20 protein-coding genes are annotated in these 18,580 nt (G+C 73.5%); 7 read left to right on the plus strand and 13 right to left on the minus strand.

The window, feature by feature from the left end; all coding sequences use genetic code 11:
• Positions 1-192: 192 nt before the first annotated feature.
• The 7 genes from ACFZAU_RS05875 to ACFZAU_RS05905 form a co-directional block, all read right to left on the minus strand.
• Complete coding sequence (locus ACFZAU_RS05875) at positions 193-1,809, minus strand: dipeptide ABC transporter ATP-binding protein (protein WP_500551252.1); 1,617 nt, start codon at positions 1,807-1,809, stop codon at positions 193-195.
• A complete protein-coding gene (locus tag ACFZAU_RS05880) occupies positions 1,806-2,804 on the minus strand; it encodes an ABC transporter permease (RefSeq protein ID WP_500551253.1) in 999 nt (332 codons plus the stop codon). Before ACFZAU_RS05880 ends, ACFZAU_RS05875 begins: the two co-directional genes overlap by 4 nt.
• Entirely contained in the window at positions 2,801-3,793 is a 993-nt protein-coding gene (locus ACFZAU_RS05885) for an ABC transporter permease (protein ID WP_500459222.1), read from the minus strand. The genes ACFZAU_RS05880 and ACFZAU_RS05885 overlap by 4 nt, the downstream gene beginning before the upstream one ends.
• Positions 3,790-5,502, minus strand: a complete 1,713-nt coding sequence (locus tag ACFZAU_RS05890) for an ABC transporter substrate-binding protein (RefSeq protein WP_500551254.1) — start codon at positions 5,500-5,502, stop codon at positions 3,790-3,792. The genes ACFZAU_RS05885 and ACFZAU_RS05890 overlap by 4 nt, the downstream gene beginning before the upstream one ends.
• A 162-nt stretch (positions 5,503-5,664) precedes the next feature.
• Entirely contained in the window at positions 5,665-5,781 is a 117-nt protein-coding gene (locus ACFZAU_RS05895) for an Ms4533A family Cys-rich leader peptide (RefSeq protein WP_499606988.1), read from the minus strand.
• Between the two features lie 40 nt (positions 5,782-5,821).
• Positions 5,822-7,219 carry a DUF3152 domain-containing protein gene (locus tag ACFZAU_RS05900; protein ID WP_500551255.1) on the minus strand — a complete coding sequence of 466 codons (1,398 nt, stop codon included), beginning with the start codon at positions 7,217-7,219 and terminating at the stop codon, positions 5,822-5,824.
• Between the two features lie 4 nt (positions 7,220-7,223).
• Positions 7,224-8,192 carry an alpha/beta fold hydrolase gene (locus tag ACFZAU_RS05905; protein ID WP_500551256.1) on the minus strand — a complete coding sequence of 323 codons (969 nt, stop codon included), beginning with the start codon at positions 8,190-8,192 and terminating at the stop codon, positions 7,224-7,226.
• A gap of 186 nt (positions 8,193-8,378) precedes the next feature.
• Between ACFZAU_RS05905 and ACFZAU_RS05910 the strand changes: the two genes are divergently transcribed.
• The 4 genes from ACFZAU_RS05910 to ACFZAU_RS05925 all read left to right on the plus strand — a co-directional run bounded on the left by ACFZAU_RS05910 (position 8,379) and on the right by ACFZAU_RS05925 (position 10,136).
• Positions 8,379-8,597: a hypothetical protein gene (locus tag ACFZAU_RS05910; RefSeq protein WP_431960356.1), complete on the plus strand. Its 219-nt coding sequence runs from the start codon at positions 8,379-8,381 to the stop codon at positions 8,595-8,597.
• A gap of 100 nt (positions 8,598-8,697) precedes the next feature.
• Entirely contained in the window at positions 8,698-9,333 is a 636-nt protein-coding gene (locus ACFZAU_RS05915; protein ID WP_499606995.1) for a TetR/AcrR family transcriptional regulator, read from the plus strand.
• A 131-nt stretch (positions 9,334-9,464) separates the two neighbouring features.
• A complete protein-coding gene (locus ACFZAU_RS05920; protein ID WP_431960353.1) occupies positions 9,465-9,695 on the plus strand; it encodes a DUF3107 domain-containing protein in 231 nt (76 codons plus the stop codon).
• A 165-nt stretch (positions 9,696-9,860) separates the two neighbouring features.
• Entirely contained in the window at positions 9,861-10,136 is a 276-nt protein-coding gene (locus tag ACFZAU_RS05925; RefSeq protein WP_500551257.1) for a hypothetical protein, read from the plus strand.
• Positions 10,137-10,155: 19 nt separating this feature from the next.
• Here ACFZAU_RS05925 and ACFZAU_RS05930 read toward each other — a convergent pair whose 3' ends face one another.
• Entirely contained in the window at positions 10,156-10,890 is a 735-nt protein-coding gene (locus ACFZAU_RS05930) for a ferritin-like fold-containing protein (protein WP_500459219.1), read from the minus strand.
• Between the two features lie 319 nt (positions 10,891-11,209).
• Here ACFZAU_RS05930 and ACFZAU_RS05935 point away from each other — a divergent pair, with 319 nt between their 5' ends.
• Positions 11,210-13,036 carry a DEAD/DEAH box helicase gene (locus ACFZAU_RS05935; RefSeq protein ID WP_500551258.1) on the plus strand — a complete coding sequence of 609 codons (1,827 nt, stop codon included), beginning with the start codon at positions 11,210-11,212 and terminating at the stop codon, positions 13,034-13,036.
• Between the two features lie 130 nt (positions 13,037-13,166).
• Positions 13,167-14,081, plus strand: coding sequence for an alpha/beta fold hydrolase (locus ACFZAU_RS05940; RefSeq protein WP_500551259.1), 915 nt, complete (start codon positions 13,167-13,169; stop codon positions 14,079-14,081).
• A 7-nt stretch (positions 14,082-14,088) separates the two neighbouring features.
• Here ACFZAU_RS05940 and ACFZAU_RS05945 read toward each other — a convergent pair whose 3' ends face one another.
• Positions 14,089-14,997 (minus strand): NYN domain-containing protein, encoded by a 909-nt coding sequence (locus ACFZAU_RS05945; protein ID WP_499607005.1) that lies wholly within the window; start codon positions 14,995-14,997, stop codon positions 14,089-14,091.
• A gap of 233 nt (positions 14,998-15,230) precedes the next feature.
• On the opposite strand from ACFZAU_RS05945, the gene ACFZAU_RS05950 reads away from it, so the two are divergent.
• Complete coding sequence (locus ACFZAU_RS05950) at positions 15,231-15,371, plus strand: DUF8834 family protein (RefSeq protein WP_086020735.1); 141 nt, start codon at positions 15,231-15,233, stop codon at positions 15,369-15,371.
• 107 nt (positions 15,372-15,478) lie between these two features.
• Here the strand turns inward: ACFZAU_RS05950 and ACFZAU_RS05955 are convergent, their stop codons facing one another.
• The 4 genes from ACFZAU_RS05955 to ACFZAU_RS05970 all read right to left on the minus strand — a co-directional run bounded on the left by ACFZAU_RS05955 (position 15,479) and on the right by ACFZAU_RS05970 (position 18,522).
• Complete coding sequence (locus ACFZAU_RS05955; RefSeq protein ID WP_500551260.1) at positions 15,479-16,093, minus strand: MarC family protein; 615 nt, start codon at positions 16,091-16,093, stop codon at positions 15,479-15,481.
• A gap of 86 nt (positions 16,094-16,179) precedes the next feature.
• Positions 16,180-17,046, minus strand: coding sequence for a PHP domain-containing protein (locus ACFZAU_RS05960; protein WP_500459217.1), 867 nt, complete (start codon positions 17,044-17,046; stop codon positions 16,180-16,182).
• An 82-nt stretch (positions 17,047-17,128) separates the two neighbouring features.
• Positions 17,129-17,767, minus strand: a complete 639-nt coding sequence (locus tag ACFZAU_RS05965) for a DUF6758 family protein (RefSeq protein ID WP_026251441.1) — start codon at positions 17,765-17,767, stop codon at positions 17,129-17,131.
• 164 nt (positions 17,768-17,931) lie between these two features.
• A complete protein-coding gene (locus tag ACFZAU_RS05970) occupies positions 17,932-18,522 on the minus strand; it encodes a suppressor of fused domain protein (RefSeq protein WP_500551261.1) in 591 nt (196 codons plus the stop codon).
• Between the last annotated feature and the right edge of the window lie 58 nt (positions 18,523-18,580).

Genomic DNA, 18,580 nt, shown 5'->3' on the forward strand with positions numbered 1-18,580 from the left:
CCATCGGGCCGACGCGCGGGCCACTTCCGCCCGAAACACCCCGCACAGGCATCCCCCCGCAACGCCGGAATCCGCGCGCAGGGCCCGCCCGGGCCGGTGGCCGGGAGCGGAGGCTCCCGGGCCGGTGGCACACCGCCGGCCCCGAACGCGCACGGCGGGGGCACGGCACACCTGCCGTGCCCCCGCCGTGCGTCAGGCGGTGGGCACCAGGGCGCGGCGGGCGGCCCGACGCGCGGCGGACTCCTCCGGGTCGAGGACCGGGACCGCCGCCAGCAGCCCCTTGGTGTACTCGTGCTCCGGAGCCTCGTAGACCCGCGCCGCGGGCCCGTACTCCACGACCCGGCCCGCCCGCATCACCGCGACGTTGTCGCTGACCTGGCGCACCACGGCCAGGTCGTGGGCGATGAAGACCAGCGCGATCCCCAGCTCGCGCTGCAGTTCGCCCAGCAGCCCGATGACCTGCGCCTGCGTCGTGACGTCCAGCGCCGAGACCGGTTCGTCGCAGACGATCAGCCGCGGCTCGGGCGCCAGCGCCCGGGCGATGCCGACGCGCTGCCGCTGTCCGCCGCTGAACTCGTGCGGGTAGCGGTGGTACCAGTCGGGGTCGAGTCCGACCCGCTCCAGCAGTTCGCGCACGCGGGCGGTGACCGCGGCGTCGTCGAGCACGCCGGCCGTCCGCAGCGGGTCCGCGACGGACTCACCGATGCTGCGCCGCGGGTTGAGCGAGGACACCGGGTCCTGGAACACCATCTGCAGCCCCGATGCGCCCGCGCCGGAGCGCACGCCGGGGCGCCGCAGTTCGCCGCCCGTGGGCTCCAGCAGCCCCACCAGCATCCGTCCCAGCGTGGTCTTGCCGCTGCCGCTCTCCCCGACGACGCCGAGCGTCTCGCCCGCGCGCACGGTGAGCGAGACGCCGTCGACCGCCGCGACCCGGGCGCCGCGCCGGCCGAACTCCCGCCGTACGCCGACGGCTTCGAGGAGCACATCGCCCGTGACGCCGCCGCGCGGCCGCGCCGTCCCCACCCGCGGGACCGCGGCCACCAGGTTCCGGGTGTACGGCTCCCGGGGCGCGCCCAGCACCGTGCCGACCGGTCCGCGCTCCACGGCGCGGCCGTCCTTCATCACCAGGACCTCGTCGACGCTCCCGGCCACCACGCCCAGATCGTGGGTGACCAGCAGCAGCCCCATCCCGGTCTCCTGGCGCAGGTCGCCGAGCAGGTCGAGGATCTGCGCCTGGACGGTGACGTCGAGCGCCGTCGTCGGTTCGTCGGCGACGAGCAGCCGCGGCTCGCAGGCGAGCGCCATGGCGATGAGGGCGCGCTGGCGCATGCCGCCGCTGAACTCGTGCGGCCGGAAGCGGGCCCGCCGCGGGGCGTCGGCGATGCCGACCCGGTCGAGCACCTCGACCGCCCGCGCGCGGGCCGCGCGCCGGGACGCCCCCGGGTGGTGCACCCGGTACACCTCGGCGATCTGGTCGCCGATCGAGAAGTAGGGGTCGAGCGAGGACAGCGGGTCCTGGAAGACCATCGCCGCCAGCCCGCCGCGCAGCCCGCGCAGTTCCTTCTCCCCCGCGGTGAGGACGTCGACGCCGGCCACCCGCACCGAGCCGCCGATCCGCGCCCCGCTGCCGCGGTGCAGTCCCAGCAGGGTGAAGGCGGTGGCGCTCTTGCCGCTGCCGGACTCGCCGACGATGCCCAGGGCCCCGCCCTGTTCCAGGGAGAAGGAGAGCCCGTCCACGGCGCGGACGGTGCCCGTGCCGGTGGGGAAGTCGATCGTGAGGTCCTCGACCTCGATCAGCGGTGACGTCATGCCAGCACCACCCGTCGGTCGGCCACCGCGTACAGGACGTCCGCGACGGCGTTGGCGAGGACCACGAAGAACCCGGTGACCAGCACGAGCCCGACGACGACCGGCAGGTCCTCGGTCCGCACCGAGTCCACCAGGCTCTTGCCGAGGCCGGGGATGCCGAAGAGCGACTCGGTGAGCACCGCGCCGCCGAACATCGTCCCGAGGTCCAGCGCGGTGAGCGCGATGACCGGCGGCAGCGCGCCGCGCAGCGCGTGGCGCCCGATGACGGAGCGCTCGCGGACGCCGTAGGCGCGGAAGGTGCGCACGTGGTCCTCGGAGAGCGTGTCCAGCATCGAACCGCGGGTCAGCCGGGCGTACTTGGCGCTCTCCAGGATGGCCAGCGAGAGCCAGGGCAGCACCAGGTTCCAGGCCCACTGCTCGGGATCCTCGGTCAGCGGGACGTAGGACGGGAAGGGCAGCCAGCCCAGCACCGAGACGAACAGCAGCATCAGCAGGATGCCGATGATGAAGACCGGCACGGCGTTGCCCGCGAGGGTGACCGCGGTCAGCAGCCGTTCGGTGAGCCCGCCGTGGCGCAGCGCCGAGAGCACACCGGTGCCGACGCCGATGACCAGCCACAGCACCATCGCGCCGAGGGAGAGCGAGGCGGTGGCGGGCAGCCGCTGCGCGAGCAGGGAGGTGACCTGTTCGCCGCTCTGGTAGGAGAAGCCCAGGCAGGGGGCGCCGCAGTGCTCGGTGCCGACGCCGGTGCTGATGTCGGTGCCGGCGAACAGGCCGTGCAGGAAGTGCGCGTACTGCGCGAAGGCGGGGTCGTCGAGGCCGAGCTGGGTGCGGACCTGGGCGACCTGGTCGGCGGTGCACTTGGGCCCGCAGGCCAGCCGGGCCGGGTCGCCGGGCAGGACGTAGAAGAGCGCGTAGACCGCGATGCTCAGCACGAGCAGCACGAGCAGCGCCGCCAGCAGGCGGCGCAGCGCGAAGCGGGTGAGGAGCGTCATGGGCGCGCCTCCTTCCGCCTGCGGGTCACGGCGCGCAGGCGGCTGCCCGCCCGCGGGTCGAGGGCGGTGCGCACGCCGTCGCCGAGCGCGGTGAAGGCGAGGACGGTGACGAAGATCAGGCCGGCGGGCAGCAGCACGTACGTCGGGTCGGCCTGGTACCAGGTGGTCGCGGAGGAGAGCATCTGTCCCCAGGAGGGTGTGGGCGGCTTGACGCCGATGCCGAGGAAGGACAGCCCGGCCTCCGAGGCGATGTTGGACGGCACCAGCAGCGCGCTGTACGTCACCACGGGCGCGGCCAGCGAGGGCAGCAGTTCGCGGCGGGCGATCCGCCAGCGGCCGGCGCCGCCGAGCCGGGCGGCGGCCACGTAGTCGAGGGACTTCAGGCTGAGCGTCTGGGCCCGGACGATGCGGGAGGTGCCGCCCCAGCCGAGCAGGCCGAGGACGAGGACCAGCAGCACCGGCCGCGGGAAGCCGGCGGGCACGATCGCCAGCAGGGCGATGGAGAAGACCAGGGTGGGCAGCGCCAGCATGACGTCGGTGGTCCGGCTGAGCAGGTTGTCCAGGAAGCGGTTGCCGAGCCCGGCGGCGAGGCCGACCGCGACCCCGATGACGACCTGGACGACGGTGGCGGCGAGGCCGATGCCGAGCGAGATCCGGGCGCCGTAGGCGAGCCGGGCGAACAGGTCGCGCCCGGTGCCGGGTTCGACGCCGAGCCAGTGGTCGGCGCTCACGCCGCCGAAGGAGCCGAGCGGGACGCCGCCGAGGGCGGAGTCGACGGCCGAGGCGTGGTAGGCGTCCGGGTCCTGGCCCTCCAGGGCGGCGAGCAGCGGCGCGGCGAGGGCCACCAGGACGAGCAGGGCGATCACGGCGACGCCGGCGAGGGCGGCGCGCTGGGCGCGCAGCCGCCGCCAGAGCTGCCGGGCGCCCGGCGCGGCCTCGGGGGTGTCCGAGGCCGCGCCGGGCGCGGCGAGCACGTCGGTGGTGGTCACTTGACCGCGACCTGCGCGACGTCGAGGACACCGGTCCAGTCGCTGATGACGACGTTCTTGACGTCCTTGCCGTACAGGCGCTTGTAGACGGGGTGCACCAGCGGCACGGTCAGCGCCTGCTCACCGATCTTCTTGTCCAGCGCGCCCCAGCGGGTCGCGGCGGCCTGGAGGTCGGTGAGCTTGTTGATCTCGTCGATCTCCTTGTTCACGGCCGGGTCGTCCAGCTGCGAGGCGTTGAAGTTGTAGCCGTCCTTGACGATCTGCCGGCCGTCGAAGATCGGGGCCAGGAAGGGGCCGCCGGACGGCCAGTCGGCGCCCCAGCCGGTGAGGAAGAAGCCCGGCTCGGTCTTCAGGCCGTGGATCTTCTCGCTGTAAGCGCTGGACTCCAGGCCCTCGAGCTTGACGGTGATGCCGGCCTTCTTCAGCGCGTCCTGGAGGGCGGTGGCGACCTCGGGGCCCTGCTCGTCGCCGGTGGCGGAGTCGTGGGTGAGGGTGACGGTCAGGCCGTCCGCGTGACCGGCCTCCTTCAGCAGCTCCTTCGCCTTGGCGGCGTTGCCGTTCGCGCCCGCGGGGAACGGGTCGTACGGGGTGTGGCCGAAGGACTCCTGCGCCGGGAGGAAGGTGGTGGCGGCCTCGGCGAGCGAGGAGCCGCCGAGGGCGTTGACCACGGTGGTGCGGTCGGTCGCGTAGGCGATGGCCTGACGCACCTTCGGGTCGTCGAAGGGCTTCACCTTCGGGTTGAAGGCGATGTAGTCGGTGTAGCCGAAGTGGCCGGTGCCGACCCGGCTCGCCAGTTCCTTGTCGCCGGTGATCTTGGCGAGTTCGGCGGCGGTGAGGTTGGTGTCCGTGGTGACGGCGGCCGCGTCCTTGCCCGAGCCGGAGGACAGCCGCTGGTTGATCACGGCGGCGGCGAGACCCGACTGGACGTCGATGCGGTCCGGGTAGGCCTTGCGCTCCTCGTCGGTCTTCGGGTCCCAGTGGGTGTTGCGCTCCAGGACCAGGTGCTCGCCGTCGTTCTGGTTCGACACGACCTTGTAGGGGCCGGACGAGAAGGGGTGGTTCTCGTACTTGGTGCCGGTGTCCTTGGCCTGCGGGACGGGGGCGAAGGAGGTCTGGGTGGCCAGGAACGGGAAGTCGCCCTCGGGCTTGTCCAGGTGGAAGACGATGGTCTTCGCGTCCGGGGTCTCGATGGAGTCCAGGCCGCCCTTGTCCTTGTACGGGCCCTGGTAGTCCTTGCCGCCGATCAGCCAGTCCCGCAGGTAGGGGGCGCCGCCGGACAGTTCGGCGGCGAAGGAGCGCTCGATGCCGTACTTGATGTCGGCGGTGGTGATGGGCGAGCCGTCCTCGTACTTCAGGCCGTCCTTGAGGTGGTACGTCCAGACGGTGGCGTCCCCGTTCGGCGTGCCGGTGTCGGTGGCGAGGTCCGGGACGACCTTCGCGCCGTCCGCGCCGTCCTCCCGGTTGCGGGTGGTCAGCGTGCGGAAGACCAGGCCGGGGACGTTGCCGCCGCCGGAGGTGTAGAGCCGCGCCGGGTCGAAGTCCTCCTGCGGGGACTGGTTGAGCACGTACAGCGTGCCCCCCTTGGCCGGCTTGCCGTCGGCCGCCTTGGCCCCGCTGTCCTCCGGGCCGCAGGCGGCGGCGCCACCGGTGATCGCGAGGACAACGGCGGCCGCCGCGAGGCGGCGGGGTGTGACGGACGGGTGAGACATCGAAGATCCCTTTCGCGGCTGCGAGATGAGGAGGGCAGGGCTGTGGAAGGCCCGCAGGCAGCGGCGACGGCCTCATGCGGAGGCCGGGAAGGATCAATCGTGCGTCGAGCACTGTGCCCACGGGCGGAGAGGTCCGGGGCGAGAGGGGGGAACGTGCCCCTTTTACGCGCCCGGCACCGTGGAACACCGACACAGGATGTCGGCCACGCAGTGCCCGGCCACGCCGATGAGCGCCAGCTCGATGCTGGCGTCGTCGTCGGTGGCGGGGCTGTGCGGCATGCCGAAAACATTGAACGATTAATCGCCCGATGTCAAAAAGCTAGCCCCGGGGGTAGGGCCAGGCGTTGGGCTTGCAGGTCAGGCCCCCGTAGGAGAGGAACTTGGTCTGCTGCATCATGACCGGGGCGAGGGCGCCCTGTTTGGGGCAGAGCACATGGCCGTAGCCGAGCCGGTGCCCGACCTCGTGGTTGATCAGCATCTCGCGGTAGTCGAGCATCCGGTCCGGGCCGTAGGTCTCCGAGCCCTGGGCCCAGCGGTACGCGTTGATCATCGTGCGCGGGGTCGACGCCGCGTCACATGACACGTTGTCAACCGTGGTGTCCAGGCCGGACTTGGCGCACCAGGTGGCCGTGGTGCCGGGACTGGCCAGCGTGACCACGATGTCGGCGGGGCCCGTTGAGACCCGCTCGAAGGTGCGGGCCCCGGCGTGCGCCCAACTGCGCTTGTCGTTCAGCGTCTTGTGGACGGCGTCCGCGAAGAGCCGGGCGTTGAGCGGCAGCCCCTTCTCGACGTCCACCCGTACCCGCAGCAGCCTGCCCTTGCCCGGTGCCTTCTCGTGGCCGCCCACGGTCTGGAACTTCCCCGCCAGGCCCAGGTCCTGGTCGAGCGGGTAGGTCCGGGTCATGGCCTCGCCGTACGTGAGCGGCGCGGCGACCGCGGAGGGTGAGCCGGAGGGGGTGGCCCGGCCCTCGGAGCGGGACGCGGAGTCGTCCGCGGCCCGGCTGCCGCCCGGTTTCGCCGCGGCGGACGGGTGACGCTTCTCACCCCCGGCGGCCATCTGGCCCGCCACGACGACGGCCAGCACGGTCACGACCGCCGCGGCGGCCGCGCCGCTGAGGGCCCGGGTCCTGACGGCCGTCCTGGGCCGTCCGGGTGGTTCCCCGGCCTCCCCGGCCTCCGCCGCGCCCCCGACGGGTGCCCCGGGTTCGGTGGCGGCGGGGAGGGAGGGGGCGTCGAAGGCCGCGACGAAGTCCTTCCGCGGCCCGGGGACGTTCCGTGCTCCCGCGGCAGCGCCGGGCGCCCGGCGCTGCCGCGGGAAGCCGGCTATCCGGGCCGCGGTGCGGGCGCCCCCGTCGAGGGGGTCGTCGTCCTCCGCGTACTCGGTGCCCAGCGCGCCGTCCGCCAGCTCGGTGGGCCGGGTGCCCCGCGGTGTGCGCGGCGGGGCCCAGGAACCGGCCCGGCCCCAGGCCGAGTGCTCCCGGTGCTCGGGGTGGGAGTGACCCGGGACCTCCCCGTGCCCGGGGTCGCCGGCCCGGAAGCCGTCCCGGCCGCCCGGCACGGGGCCACCGGGCGCCTGGCCCGGCCCGCCCGGCCGCTGCGGGGTCGTCGCCGCCGGGCCGGTACGCCGACGCCGGCCGGAACCTGAACCGCCGCCGGCTATGCCCGGTACGTCGTCGCGGCGGCCGTCGCGGCCGCCCGGTGCGCTGTGCCTGCCCATGAAGTCAGTGATCCGTCCGCGCGTCCGTGGCGTCCAGCAGTTCGCGGAAGGCCCGCTCCACCGCATCGGGGTGCTCCATCATCGCGACGTGCCCGCTGTCGGGGAGCGTCAGCAGCCGCGCGTCACGGAACGTCCGGGCGGCACGGTACGCCATCCGGGGGGAGACGAGCCGGTCCCGGCCGCCGTACACCAGCAGCGTCGGCGCGAGCACCCGCTCGGCCTGCCGCCACAGGTTGTGCTGGCCGCCGAGCGTGTAGGCGTCGACGATGCCGCGCGCCGAACGGGTGAGCGCGTCCCAGAAGTAGGGCAGCGCCAGCCGGCGCTCGTACTCGGTGGCGTGCTCGGTGAAGGACTCGTCGCTGACATGCGACGGGTCCCCGTAGCAGAGGTCCAGCAACTGCTTGGTGCGCCGCTCCACGGACCAGTCGCGGGTGGCCCGGGTGACCACCGCGCTCGCGCCCGGCAGCCCGAGGAAGGCGGTCGGCCAGGCGCCGGGCCGGGGCGGCACCTCCGGCAGGGCCGGCGAGATCAGCGTCAGGGTGCGGACCAGGTCGGGCCGGGCCGCGGCCACCTTGGTGGCGACGGCTCCGCCCAGCGAGTTGCCGAAGAGGTGCACGGGCCCGCGCCCGGAAGCCTCCAGCAGGCGCACGACGGCGCGCGCGTGCCCCCCGATCGAGTAGTTGCCGTCGTCCGGCGGCGGCGAGTACCCGAAACCGGGCAGGTCGAGGGCCTCGCACGACACCCGGTCCGCGAGCAGCCGCATCAGCGCCGACCAGTTGGAGGACGAGCCCCCCAGGCCGTGGACGAAGAGCGCGGGCGGCAGCCCTCCGGCCTGCTCCGCCCGCGCTCGCACGCTCACCGTCCGCCCCGGCAACGCCACGGTCCGGACCTTCTCCCCGTCCCCGGCTCTGGCTCCCGAAGGCGGTACGGGCACGGCGGCGAGAGCGGCTTCGGATGACTCCGTCGAGGACATGGGCCAATGTTACGAGGTGATCACGCGCACGCTCGTGTGTTCGCCCTCACACGCGTCGTGAGGATTTCGCGCCCCTCCCGTCACTCTGCACACCCCGTCCCTGTCTCCTACGCTCGCAGAAGGGGAAAGAGGGGGACAGTGGGTAGCAGCGGGGGACGGCAGCGCACGACCAGACGGGAGGTGCCCGTGTCCGACGACATCGAGACCTTCGACGACGACGCCATCGACGACCTGGAGGACGCCGAGGCCGACATCGAGGCGCCCGAGGCGGACATCGCCGAACAGCACCTCGAACTGCTGCAGCACCGCGATGTCCCGATCACCGAACGCCCGGACGACGCCGATCCCGCGGACGTCGCCGAGCAGCACAGGGTGGTGGAACTCGACGAGGACGACTATCGCTGAGTTCCACTTGGTGAGAATGTGCGTTCGCACAGCGCATGCCCCCGCTACCGAAAAGTACGATGGCACCCGCAGCGCAGAACGACATCACTTGGGAGGCGGCGTGACAGCCATCGAGCAGACTGAGGCGCGCCCTCGCGGCACGCGCCTGCCGCGCCGGGCCCGGAGGAACCAGCTGCTGGGCGCGGCTCAGGAGGTGTTCGTCGCCCAGGGCTACCACGCCGCCGCGATGGACGACATCGCCGAGCGTGCGGGCGTCAGCAAGCCCGTGCTCTACCAGCACTTCCCCGGCAAGCTCGAGCTCTACCTGGCCCTGCTGGACCAGCACTGCGAGGCCCTGCTGGACGCGGTGCGCACCGCCCTGGCCTCCACCACCGACAACAAGCTGCGCGTGGCGGCGACCATGGACGCGTACTTCGCGTACGTGGAGGACGAGGGCGGCGCCTTCCGCCTGGTCTTCGAGTCCGACCTCACCAACGAGCCCGCCGTCCGCGAGCGCGTCGACAAGGTCGCGCTGCAGTGCGCCGAGGCGATCAGCGAGGTCATCGCCGAGGACACCGGTCTGACCACCGAGCAGTCCATGCTGCTCGCCGTCGGCCTCGGCGGCGTCTCGCAGGTGGTGGCCCGCTACTGGCTCTCCAGCGGCAGCTCCATGCCCCGCGACACCGCGGTGCAGTTGCTGACGTCCCTGGCCTGGCGCGGCATCGCGGGCTTCCCGCTGCACGGCAGCGAGCACTGACCGAGCCCCGGCCTGTTCGCTCTGGGCGTGCCCGTCCGCCGGTGCCCGGTCGCCGGGCGCGGCTAATGTGTCCTGCGTACGGCGCGATTTCCAACCGCGCACACCGCAGACCGTTCGGAGGGACCAAAGCCGTGGAGGTCAAGATCGGCGTGCAGCACGCGCCGCGCGAGATCATCATCGAGAGCGCGCAGACGGCCGAGGAGGTCGAGAAGGCCGTCGCCGAGGCGCTGACGGGCACGGGCAAGCTGCTCAGCCTCACCGACGAGCACGGCAAGCGCGTGCTCGTGCCGGCCGACCGGCTGGCCTACGTCGAGATCGGCGAGCCGGCGGCCCGCCGGGTCGGCTTCGGCGCCCAGCTCTAGGCCGTCTGCTCCGGGGCAGGCGCTCCGGGGCAGGTCACAGCCTCGCCGCTCCCGTGACGGGAGTACGTACGGCGGGTCACCCCCGAATGGGGTGACCCGCCGTTTCGCCGTGCGGGCCCGCGGGGTAGGACCCGTGCGACCGAAGTCTCCGGGAGGGGCCGCACGATGATGTGGGAAGCGCTCGCGTTCGCCGCCGTCGGACTGTCCGTCGCGTACGCCGCGACGCGCCTGCTGCCCCGCCGCCGCCTTCCGGCGGCGACGCTCGTGCTCGCCACGGGCGTGGTCGCCGCCGTGCTGGGCGGCCTCATCACCCGTACCGTCCTCGGTTCGGACCGGTTCCTGATCAACCTCGCCGTGTCGGTGGCAGTGGCGGCCGCCCTGCTCTCGCTGCTGGTGCGCCCGCCCCGCGGCACCCGCCGGTCCGCGCCGCGCACGGCCTGAGCCGCGCGGCCCGGAGGGCTCAGGCGGACAGGCCCAGCGCCGCCATCCGCTTGGTGTGGGCCTCGGTGATCCGGGTGAACATCCGGCCGACCTCCGCCAGGTCGAAGCCGTCGGCGACCCCGCCGACCAGCATCGTGCTGAGCGCGTCCCGGTCCGCCACGACGCGCTGCGCCTGCGACAGCGCCTCGCCCATCAGCCGGCGCGCCCACAGCGCGAGCCGCCCGCCGACCCGGGGGTCGGCCTCGATGGCGGAGCGCACCTTGCCCACCGCGAAGGAGGCGTGGCCGGTGTCGTCGAGCACCGCCAGCACCAGCTCGCGGGTGTCGGCGTCGAGCCGGGCGGCGACCTCGCGGTAGAAGTCGGACGCGATGGAGTCGCCGACGTACGCCTTGACCAGGCCCTCCAGCCAGTCCGACGGCGCGGTCTGGCGGTGGAACTCGTCCAGCGCGGCGGCGAAGGGGCGCATCGCCTCGGTCGGCTCCGCCTCGATGGTGGCGAGCCGCGCGCGGAGCTGCTCGAAGTGGTGGAACTCGGCGGACGCCATCGCCGCGAGCTCCGCCTTGTCCGCCAGGGACGGTGCGAGCTTCGCGTCCTCCGCGAGCCGCTCGAAGGCGGCCAGTTCGCCGTAGGCGAGTGCCCCGAGCAGGTCCACGACCGCCGCGCGGTACTGCGGGTCCGCGGAGGCGGCGGCCCAGTCCTTGGCGGCGATGGTCGTCTCGGCGGGGGTCTCGGCGGGGGTGTCAGGCGTCTCCATGCTGCGCACAATAGCCAACCCCACCAGCGCGGCAACCATCCCGTGCGGCCCGCCGCGCGGGAGCGGCGCGGTGACCTGTCCTACGTACCGGAAAATCCATCCGCCGCGGGTGCGTGATTCCGGGGTACAGTGATATGGACCCGCCAGGTGACCCGGCGGGTCGCGCATGAATGGATGCCCGGTCGGTGGCCCGATCGGCTCCTACCGACCGCCCTCCTCACATGGAGGGGGACAGCTTCGCGGCGCGCACGAGGGCAGTGGTCCCGCGCACCTCGGCCATCAACGGCCGGACGACACTCCGCGCGGTCAGCGCAGTTCCTTGCGCCCGACCCTCCCCGGACAACGCTCGGCGCCGCGTCCAACCAGAAGAGGCAGCATCCTGACCACCACCACGACTTTCCGCGATCTGGGGATCCTCCCCGAGACCGCCGAGGCCCTCGAGGCCGTCGGCATCATCACTCCCTTCCCGATCCAGGAGATGACGCTCCCGGTCGCCCTCGCGGGCAACGACGTCATCGGCCAGGCGAAGACGGGCACCGGCAAGACCCTGGGCTTCGGCCTGCCGCTCCTGGAGCGGGTCGTCGTGCCGGTCGACGTCGAGGCCGGGCGGGCCACGCCCGAGGACGTCGTCGACGGTCCGCAGGCCCTGGTCATCGTCCCGACCCGTGAGCTGTGCCAGCAGGTCACCAACGACCTGCTGACCGCCGGCAAGGTGCGCAACGTCCGTGTCCTGGCGATCTACGGCGGCCGCGCCTACGAGCCGCAGGTCGAGGCCCTGAAGAAGGGCGTCGACGTCGTCGTCGGCACCCCGGGCCGCCTGCTGGACCTGGCGGGCCAGAAGAAGCTCAACCTGCGCCACGTCCGCGCGCTCGTCCTGGACGAGGCCGACGAGATGCTGGACCTGGGCTTCCTCCCCGACGTCGAGAAGATCATCGACATGCTGCCGGTCAAGCGGCAGACGATGCTCTTCTCCGCGACCATGCCGGGCGCCGTCATCGGTCTCGCCCGCCGCTACATGTCGCAGCCCACGCACATCCGGGCCACCTCGCCGGACGACGAGGGCGCGACGGTCGCCAACATCACCCAGCACATCTTCCGCGCCCACTCGCTGGACAAGCCGGAGCTCGTCTCCCGCGTCCTGCAGGCGCAGGGCCGCGGCCTGGCGATGATCTTCTGCCGCACCAAGCGCACCGCCGCCGACGTCGCCGAGCAGCTCGAGCGCCGCGGCTTCGCCTCCGGCGCCGTCCACGGCGACCTCGGCCAGGGCGCCCGCGAGCAGGCGCTGCGCGCCTTCCGCAACGGCAAGGTCGACGTCCTGGTCTGCACCGACGTCGCCGCCCGCGGCATCGACGTCGAGGGCGTCACGCACGTGATCAACTACCAGACGCCGGAGGACGAGAAGACCTACCTCCACCGCATCGGCCGCACCGGCCGCGCGGGCGCGTCCGGCACGGCGATCACCCTGGTCGACTGGGACGACATCCCGCGCTGGCAGCTGATCAACAAGGCGCTGGACCTGCCGTTCAACGCGCCGGAGGAGACGTACTCCACCTCGGCCCACCTCTACGAGCTGCTCGGCATCCCCGAGGGCACCAAGGGCGTGCTGCCGCGTGCGGAGCGCACCCGTGCCGGACTCGACGCCGAGGAGATCGAAGACCTCGGCGAGACCGGCGGCCGCGGTCGTGGCCGCGGCGGCCGCAAGTCCGGCCCCGCCGCCTCCGCCGAGGCGGAGGAGCGTCCGGCCCGCACCCGTACGCCGCGCCAGCGCCGCCGCACCCGCGGCGGGCAGTCGCTCGGCGAGGCTCCCGCCGAGGCGGAGGCGGTCGTGGAGACCGTCGAGGCCCCGGCCACCGAGGCCCCGGCCCCGCGCCGTCGTCGCCGCACCCGTGCGGCCGCGGCGGGCACGACGGGCACGGCCGGCACCGAGACGGTCGCGGCCGCCCCGGCGGCCGAGGAGGTCCCGGCGCCGCGCCGCCGCCGTACCCGGTCCGGCGCCACCGCCGCCGAGGCTCCCGTCGCCGCTGAGACCGCGGCGCAGACCGCGGCCCCCGAGGCGGCACCCGCCGAGGGCGAGGGCGCGGCCAAGACCGTCCGCCGCCGTCGCCGCACGCGGACGGCCAAGCCGGCCGACGAGGCCACCGGCTGACGCGCTCCCGTACCGCCGACGGCCGGGCGCCCCTGACGGGGGTGCCCGGCCGTCGGCGTTCCGCCCGCCCGGCGTCCGGGGTTGGGGCCCACGTCGAGTGGGGGCAACCCGGCACGGCTAGCCTCGGCCCATGAGCCGACCGCCCTTCCTGACCCTGCCCCCGAACGCCACCGCGCACCTGCTGGAGACGGCCCGCGGCGCCTTCGCCGCGCTGGACGCCGTCCCGCCGGCCGGCACGCCGCGGCGCGGCACCGCCCTGCTGGTGCCCGGGTTCACCGGCAGCAAGGAGGACTTCGTCGCGCTGCTGGAACCGCTCGCGGCGGCCGGCTACCGCACCGTCGCCGTGGACGGCCGGGGCCAGCACGAGACGCCCGGCCCGCGGGACGAGGCGGCGTACGCGCAGGGCGAGCTGGCCGCCGACGTGCTCGCGCAGACCGCCGCGCTGGCCGGCCCGGCCGGTGAGCCGGTGCACCTGCTGGGGCACTCGATGGGCGGCCTGGTCGTCCGCGCCGCCGTCCTCGCCGCGCACGGCGGGGGCGCCGCCCTGCCCTGGGCGTCGCTGACCCTGATGAGCTCCGGTCCGGCGGCCATCGAGGCCGCGCAGCAGGCCCGTACGAAGCTGCTGCTGGGGGCGCTGTCGGCGATGGACATGGAGGGCGTGTGGCGCGCGATGCGAGAGCTGGACGCGGAGGACCTCGAAGGCACGGCGAACGCCACGGGCCCGGTCGAGGACTTCCTGCACGACCGCTGGCTGGCGACGGTGCCGGAGCAGCTGGTCGTCACCGGGCGGCAGCTGATCGACGAGCCGGACCGGGTGGCCGAACTCGCGGCGGTCCCGCTCCCCAAGCTGGTGATCTCCGGCACGGTGGACCACGCCTGGCCCGTCCCGTGGCTGGACGCGATGGCCGAGCGCCTGGGCGCCCGCCGGGTCGTCGTCGAGGGTGCCGAGCACTCCCCGAACGCCGAGCAGCCGGCCCCGACCGCGCGCGCCCTCCTGGACTTCTGGGCCACCGCCGGCTCCGGGGAGGACCGGGCGGAGGCCTAGCCGGGGCCTACAGGCGCGCCTGCAGGTGCTCCCAGAAGCCGTCGCGCAGGACGCGCCGCAGGTCGGCGTGGCCGCGCAGCGAGATGTTGAGCATGCCCTCGGCCTCGACGAGCAGTTCCTGGTCGAAGGCGGGCGGCAGGTACGGGTGACCGGGCAGCAGCTCGGCCAGGGTGTCGCGGCCGCGGGTCGCCAGCCACTGCGCGGCGACCCGGGCCCCGACGAAGTGCACGTCCTCGCGGGACGGGATGGGCCCGGTGGGGATCGGCGCGTCGCCGTAGACGGGGACCGTGCGCCGGGTGATGTACGGCTTGCAGAAGTCCAGGTCGAGGGTGCGCAGGCTGTCGACCTCCCACAGCAGGGGGTCGGCCTGGTTGCGGCCGTCGGCGGCCTCGATGCCCCACAGGTGGACGCGGGCGCCGTAGCCCTGGGCGGCCTCGACCGCGGACACCAGGTCCTCGTCGCCCCCGATGAGGACGGCGTCGCTGATGGCGCGGTGCCGGGCCAGTGACTCCAGGTCGCTGCGGATCAGGGAGTCGACGCCCTTCTGCTGGCGGCTGGCGTTGAGGTTGCCGAGCCGCACCTTGACGTCGGGGAGCTCGGCGATGCGTTCCTGCTCGGCGGTGTGGATGCGGCGGCGTGCCCCGTCGTACCAGTAGACGCGGAGCAGGCGGCTGTCGGCGAACAGGGTGCGGGCCCGGTCGATGAAGGCCTCGATGATGCCCTCGGCGTCGAGTTCGAAGGCCCTCCGGTCCTCGGTGCCCGCGACGAGTCGACCGGCCGCGGCGTACACGTAGCCGGCGTCGACGAACACGGCGTGGGTCGCCGGGGTCGTGGCGACCTCGGCGAGCACCCGCTGCAGGAGCTCGTTCGTGCGCTCGATGCCGGCGGCGATGGCGGAAAGGGCGTCGTCGTTCATAGAGATCACATTGTCCGGCGGTTCCGTCCGCACACACAACCGGAACCAGGACCGCCGGTACCGGTGGCTACCCGCCGGTAGATGCGTGGGAAAAATTTTCTTTAGGACAGGGAAGGTTTTCGCGGGGGCAACTGTTGTTGATACATGAATGACCCCGGCAGGTAACGGCTGCGAAGCAGCCCCGTACTCCAATGGAGGAGTGCCCGGACGCGAAGGGAGAAGCCGTGAACACCATGCGCTTCGAGATCATGCGCCTCAACGACCAGGACGGCCGTGCCGTCGACTGCACGGTCGTGGACGCCGCCTCCGTCGACCAGATCGTCCAGCAGGCCGCCGCGATCGGCCAGCGCATCTACATCCGCCCCGCCCAGTAAGGCTCCGTCACCCCGGCGTGGCCGCACGGCCGGACGCCATGAACGCGAAGGGCCCCGTACATCACGGTACGGGGCCCTCGTCGCGTCCGGATCGCGCCGACGGTCCGTCAGCCCTCGCCGCGGATGAAGCCGAAGACCCCGTTGGCGATCTGCTGCACCGCGATCGCGGAGAGCAGCATGCCCGAGAGCCGGGTGACCAGCACCACACCGCCGTCCTTGATCAGACGGATGACCACCAGTGAGTAACGCATCGTCAGCCACAGCACCACGTGCATCGCGGCGATGGCGACCCACACCGACAGCTGCTGCCCGAACCCGTGCGCGCGCTGCACCGCGAGGATCACGGTGACGATCGCGCCCGGCCCGGCGAGCAGCGGCATGCCCAGCGGCACCAGCGCGACGTTGACGTCCTTGGTCTGGGTGGGCTCGTCCGCCTTGCCGGTGAGCAGGTCGAGGGCGATGAGCAGCAGGAGCAGGCCGCCGGCGATCATCAGGGCCGGCACCGAGACGTGCAGGTAGTCGAGGATCTGCTGGCCGCAGATGCCGAAGACGGTGATGACGCCCAGGGCGACGCCGGCGGCCTGCCAGGCCATGCGGCGCTGGACCTTGGCCGCGCGGCCGGAGGTGAGGGCGAGGAATATCGGGGTGATCCCGGGCGGGTCCATGATCACGAAGAGCGTGACGAAGACCGAGCCGAACAGGGTGAGGGAGAAAAGATCCATGGGCCTAGCGGTGGTGCGGTGACAGGTGGTCGGGGGGATGTCCGGGGACGGTGGTCGGGGAGCCGGCGGTCCGGCCGCTCAGCGGTTCACGGGGTGATCGGCGCCGCGCCCGTGGCCCGGCGGACGATCTCCCGGTAGACCTCGGGGTCGGTGGTGTGCTCGCCGAGCCGGACGGTCTTGCGGGTGCCGTGGTAGTCGCTGGACCCCGTGGTGAGCAGTCCCAGCTCGGCGGCGAGGGAGCGCAGGTGGGCGCGGGTCGGCCCGTCGTGGTCCATGTGGTCCACCTCGATGCCGTCCAGCCCGGCCGCTGCCAGGTCATGGATGACGCTCTCGGGCACGCAGGTGCCGCGCTTGACAGCGGCGGGATGGGCGAAGACGGTCACCCCGCCCGCGTTCCTGACGAGCCGGACCGCCTCGAAGGGGTCGAGTTCGTGCTTCTCGGCGTAGGCGCGCCCTCCCGGCCCGATCCACTCGGGGGTGAACGCCTCGGCGATGCTGTCCACCAGTCCCGCCTCGATCAGCGCCTGGGCGATGTGCGGCCGGCCCACTGCGCCGTCGCCGGCGATCTGGGCGACGCGCTCCCAGGTCACCGGCACCCCGTACTCGCGGAGCCGGGCGACCATGGCCTGCGCGCGGGGCACCCGGTCGTCGCGTACGAGTTCGCGTTCCCGGTGGAGCTCGGGCTCCTGCGGGTCGAAGAGGTAGGCGAGCATGTGCAGGCTCACCCCGTCGATGCGGCAGGAGAGTTCGGCGCCGGTGACCAGGGCCGGTGCCGCGACGCCCGCGGCGTGCAGCTCGGCCAGCGCCTTCTCGGCCTCGGCGTGGCCGCCGACGGTGTCGTGGTCGGTGAGGGCCACGACGTCCAGGCCGGCCGCGGCCGCGGCCCGGACCAGTTCCGCGGGGGTGTCCGTGCCGTCGGAGGCCGTGGAGTGGGTGTGCAGGTCGATTCGCACTCAGGTCACTCCAGGCGCTCGGTGCTCGGACGGATTCGGGGGTTGTGATTACCAGGATAACTGTCCGGCCAACCTCTGAATCTCAGGAGAGCAGGCGAGGGGAGAGCGCCCCGCACGGAACGAGATCGACTTCGGCGCCGGCCTCGCGCAGATCGGTCAGTATCAGCTCGTCGTACATGAGCAGGCCCGACTCCTCCGGCCACACGATCGCCCACAGCCAGAGCCCGAAGGACTCCCCCGCGAAGACCGCCCGGTCCGGTGGCGTCCCGTTCACGTGCCACAGGCCGGTCGGCCGTCCGGCCGCGATCACCTTGGCGGCCGGCGGCTTGCCGAGGCACATCGCCGGTCCGGGGTCCGGCCCCGGGATCCCGGCGAACCTCGCCCCGAGCCCGACCCCGAGCTCCTCCGCCACCAGCACCATCTCGCCCTGACCGCCGAGCGGCCCCGGCCCCGAGCACGCCACCGCCGTGGCCCGTCCGCCGCTGCGGTCGTCCCCGGCGGACGCCACCCCGGTGAAGAGCCAGCCGACCGGCAGGGGCCAGGGCATCCACACCGGGACGCGTGACCGGCTCACGACCACGCCGAGGGCTTCCACGCTCGGCGGGACGACAGGCTGCAACGGGTACACGGCGCCGTGCTCGTCGCACTGCCAGGAGTCGGCGAAGAGCCCGGGTGCTCGGACCCGGCCACCGCACTTCGGGCAACTGGGTTCGCCTCTCATAACGCCCCACGGTCCTCCCGCGGCGTGCCCGCGTCAAGGACGATCACCCGTCCGAGTCCGGCGCGTGGCGCCGTCGTACGGCACACCTCCCCCACCGGCCACACGGGCCGGCCGAGGCGTCGCCGGCAGGGCCCGTCTGAGGGGGCGTCACGGACCGCCGGGGCTCAGTCCGTCAGCGCGACCGCCGCGCGCAGCGGGTCCCGCAGGTCGGTCCCCGCCTGCAGCCAGCGCTCCTGGAGCGCCCCCGCGCCGCGCACCCGCTTCCAGGCGGCCTCGTTCGGCGTCATCGGCAGCAGCGGGAAGAAGCGGACCGGGTCCATCGGGGCGTCGAGTTCCAGGTCCTCCACGAGACCGCCGGGCTCGGCGACCAGGACGGCCGAGAACGCCGCCCCGGGCCACAGCGGTTCGCCCAGGTCCAGCGAGTTCCCCGGCGCGACGACGACGCCCTCGACCTGGGGGCCGGCGGCCAGCACGGCGAGCGGCCGCAGGACCTTGTCGGTGTCGGCGCCGCGCCCGCCGCGCAGGGTGAGCACGAGCTCCGCGCGAGGTCCGCGCACGGGGTCCGCGACGACGGCGACGGGATCGTTCATCGGCGCGCGCGACATGCCGAGGGTCACGTACCGCAGCAGCTCACCGTCGCGGAAACGGAGCACCTCGATCCGTTCGGCGCCCAGGAAGGTGACCGCGGCGCGGGCGTCCGGTTCACCGAAGGCCATGCGCAGCCGCGCCTCAACGAGCCCCAGTACGTCGACCATGGGGTGAGCATAGAGCGCGTATGGAACGTGCAAAGCCGCGGCTTCGCCCGTGGGCCGC

It is taken from the genome of Streptomyces sp. NPDC008238 (assembly GCF_042956445.1).
Taxonomy (GTDB): domain Bacteria; phylum Actinomycetota; class Actinomycetes; order Streptomycetales; family Streptomycetaceae; genus Actinacidiphila.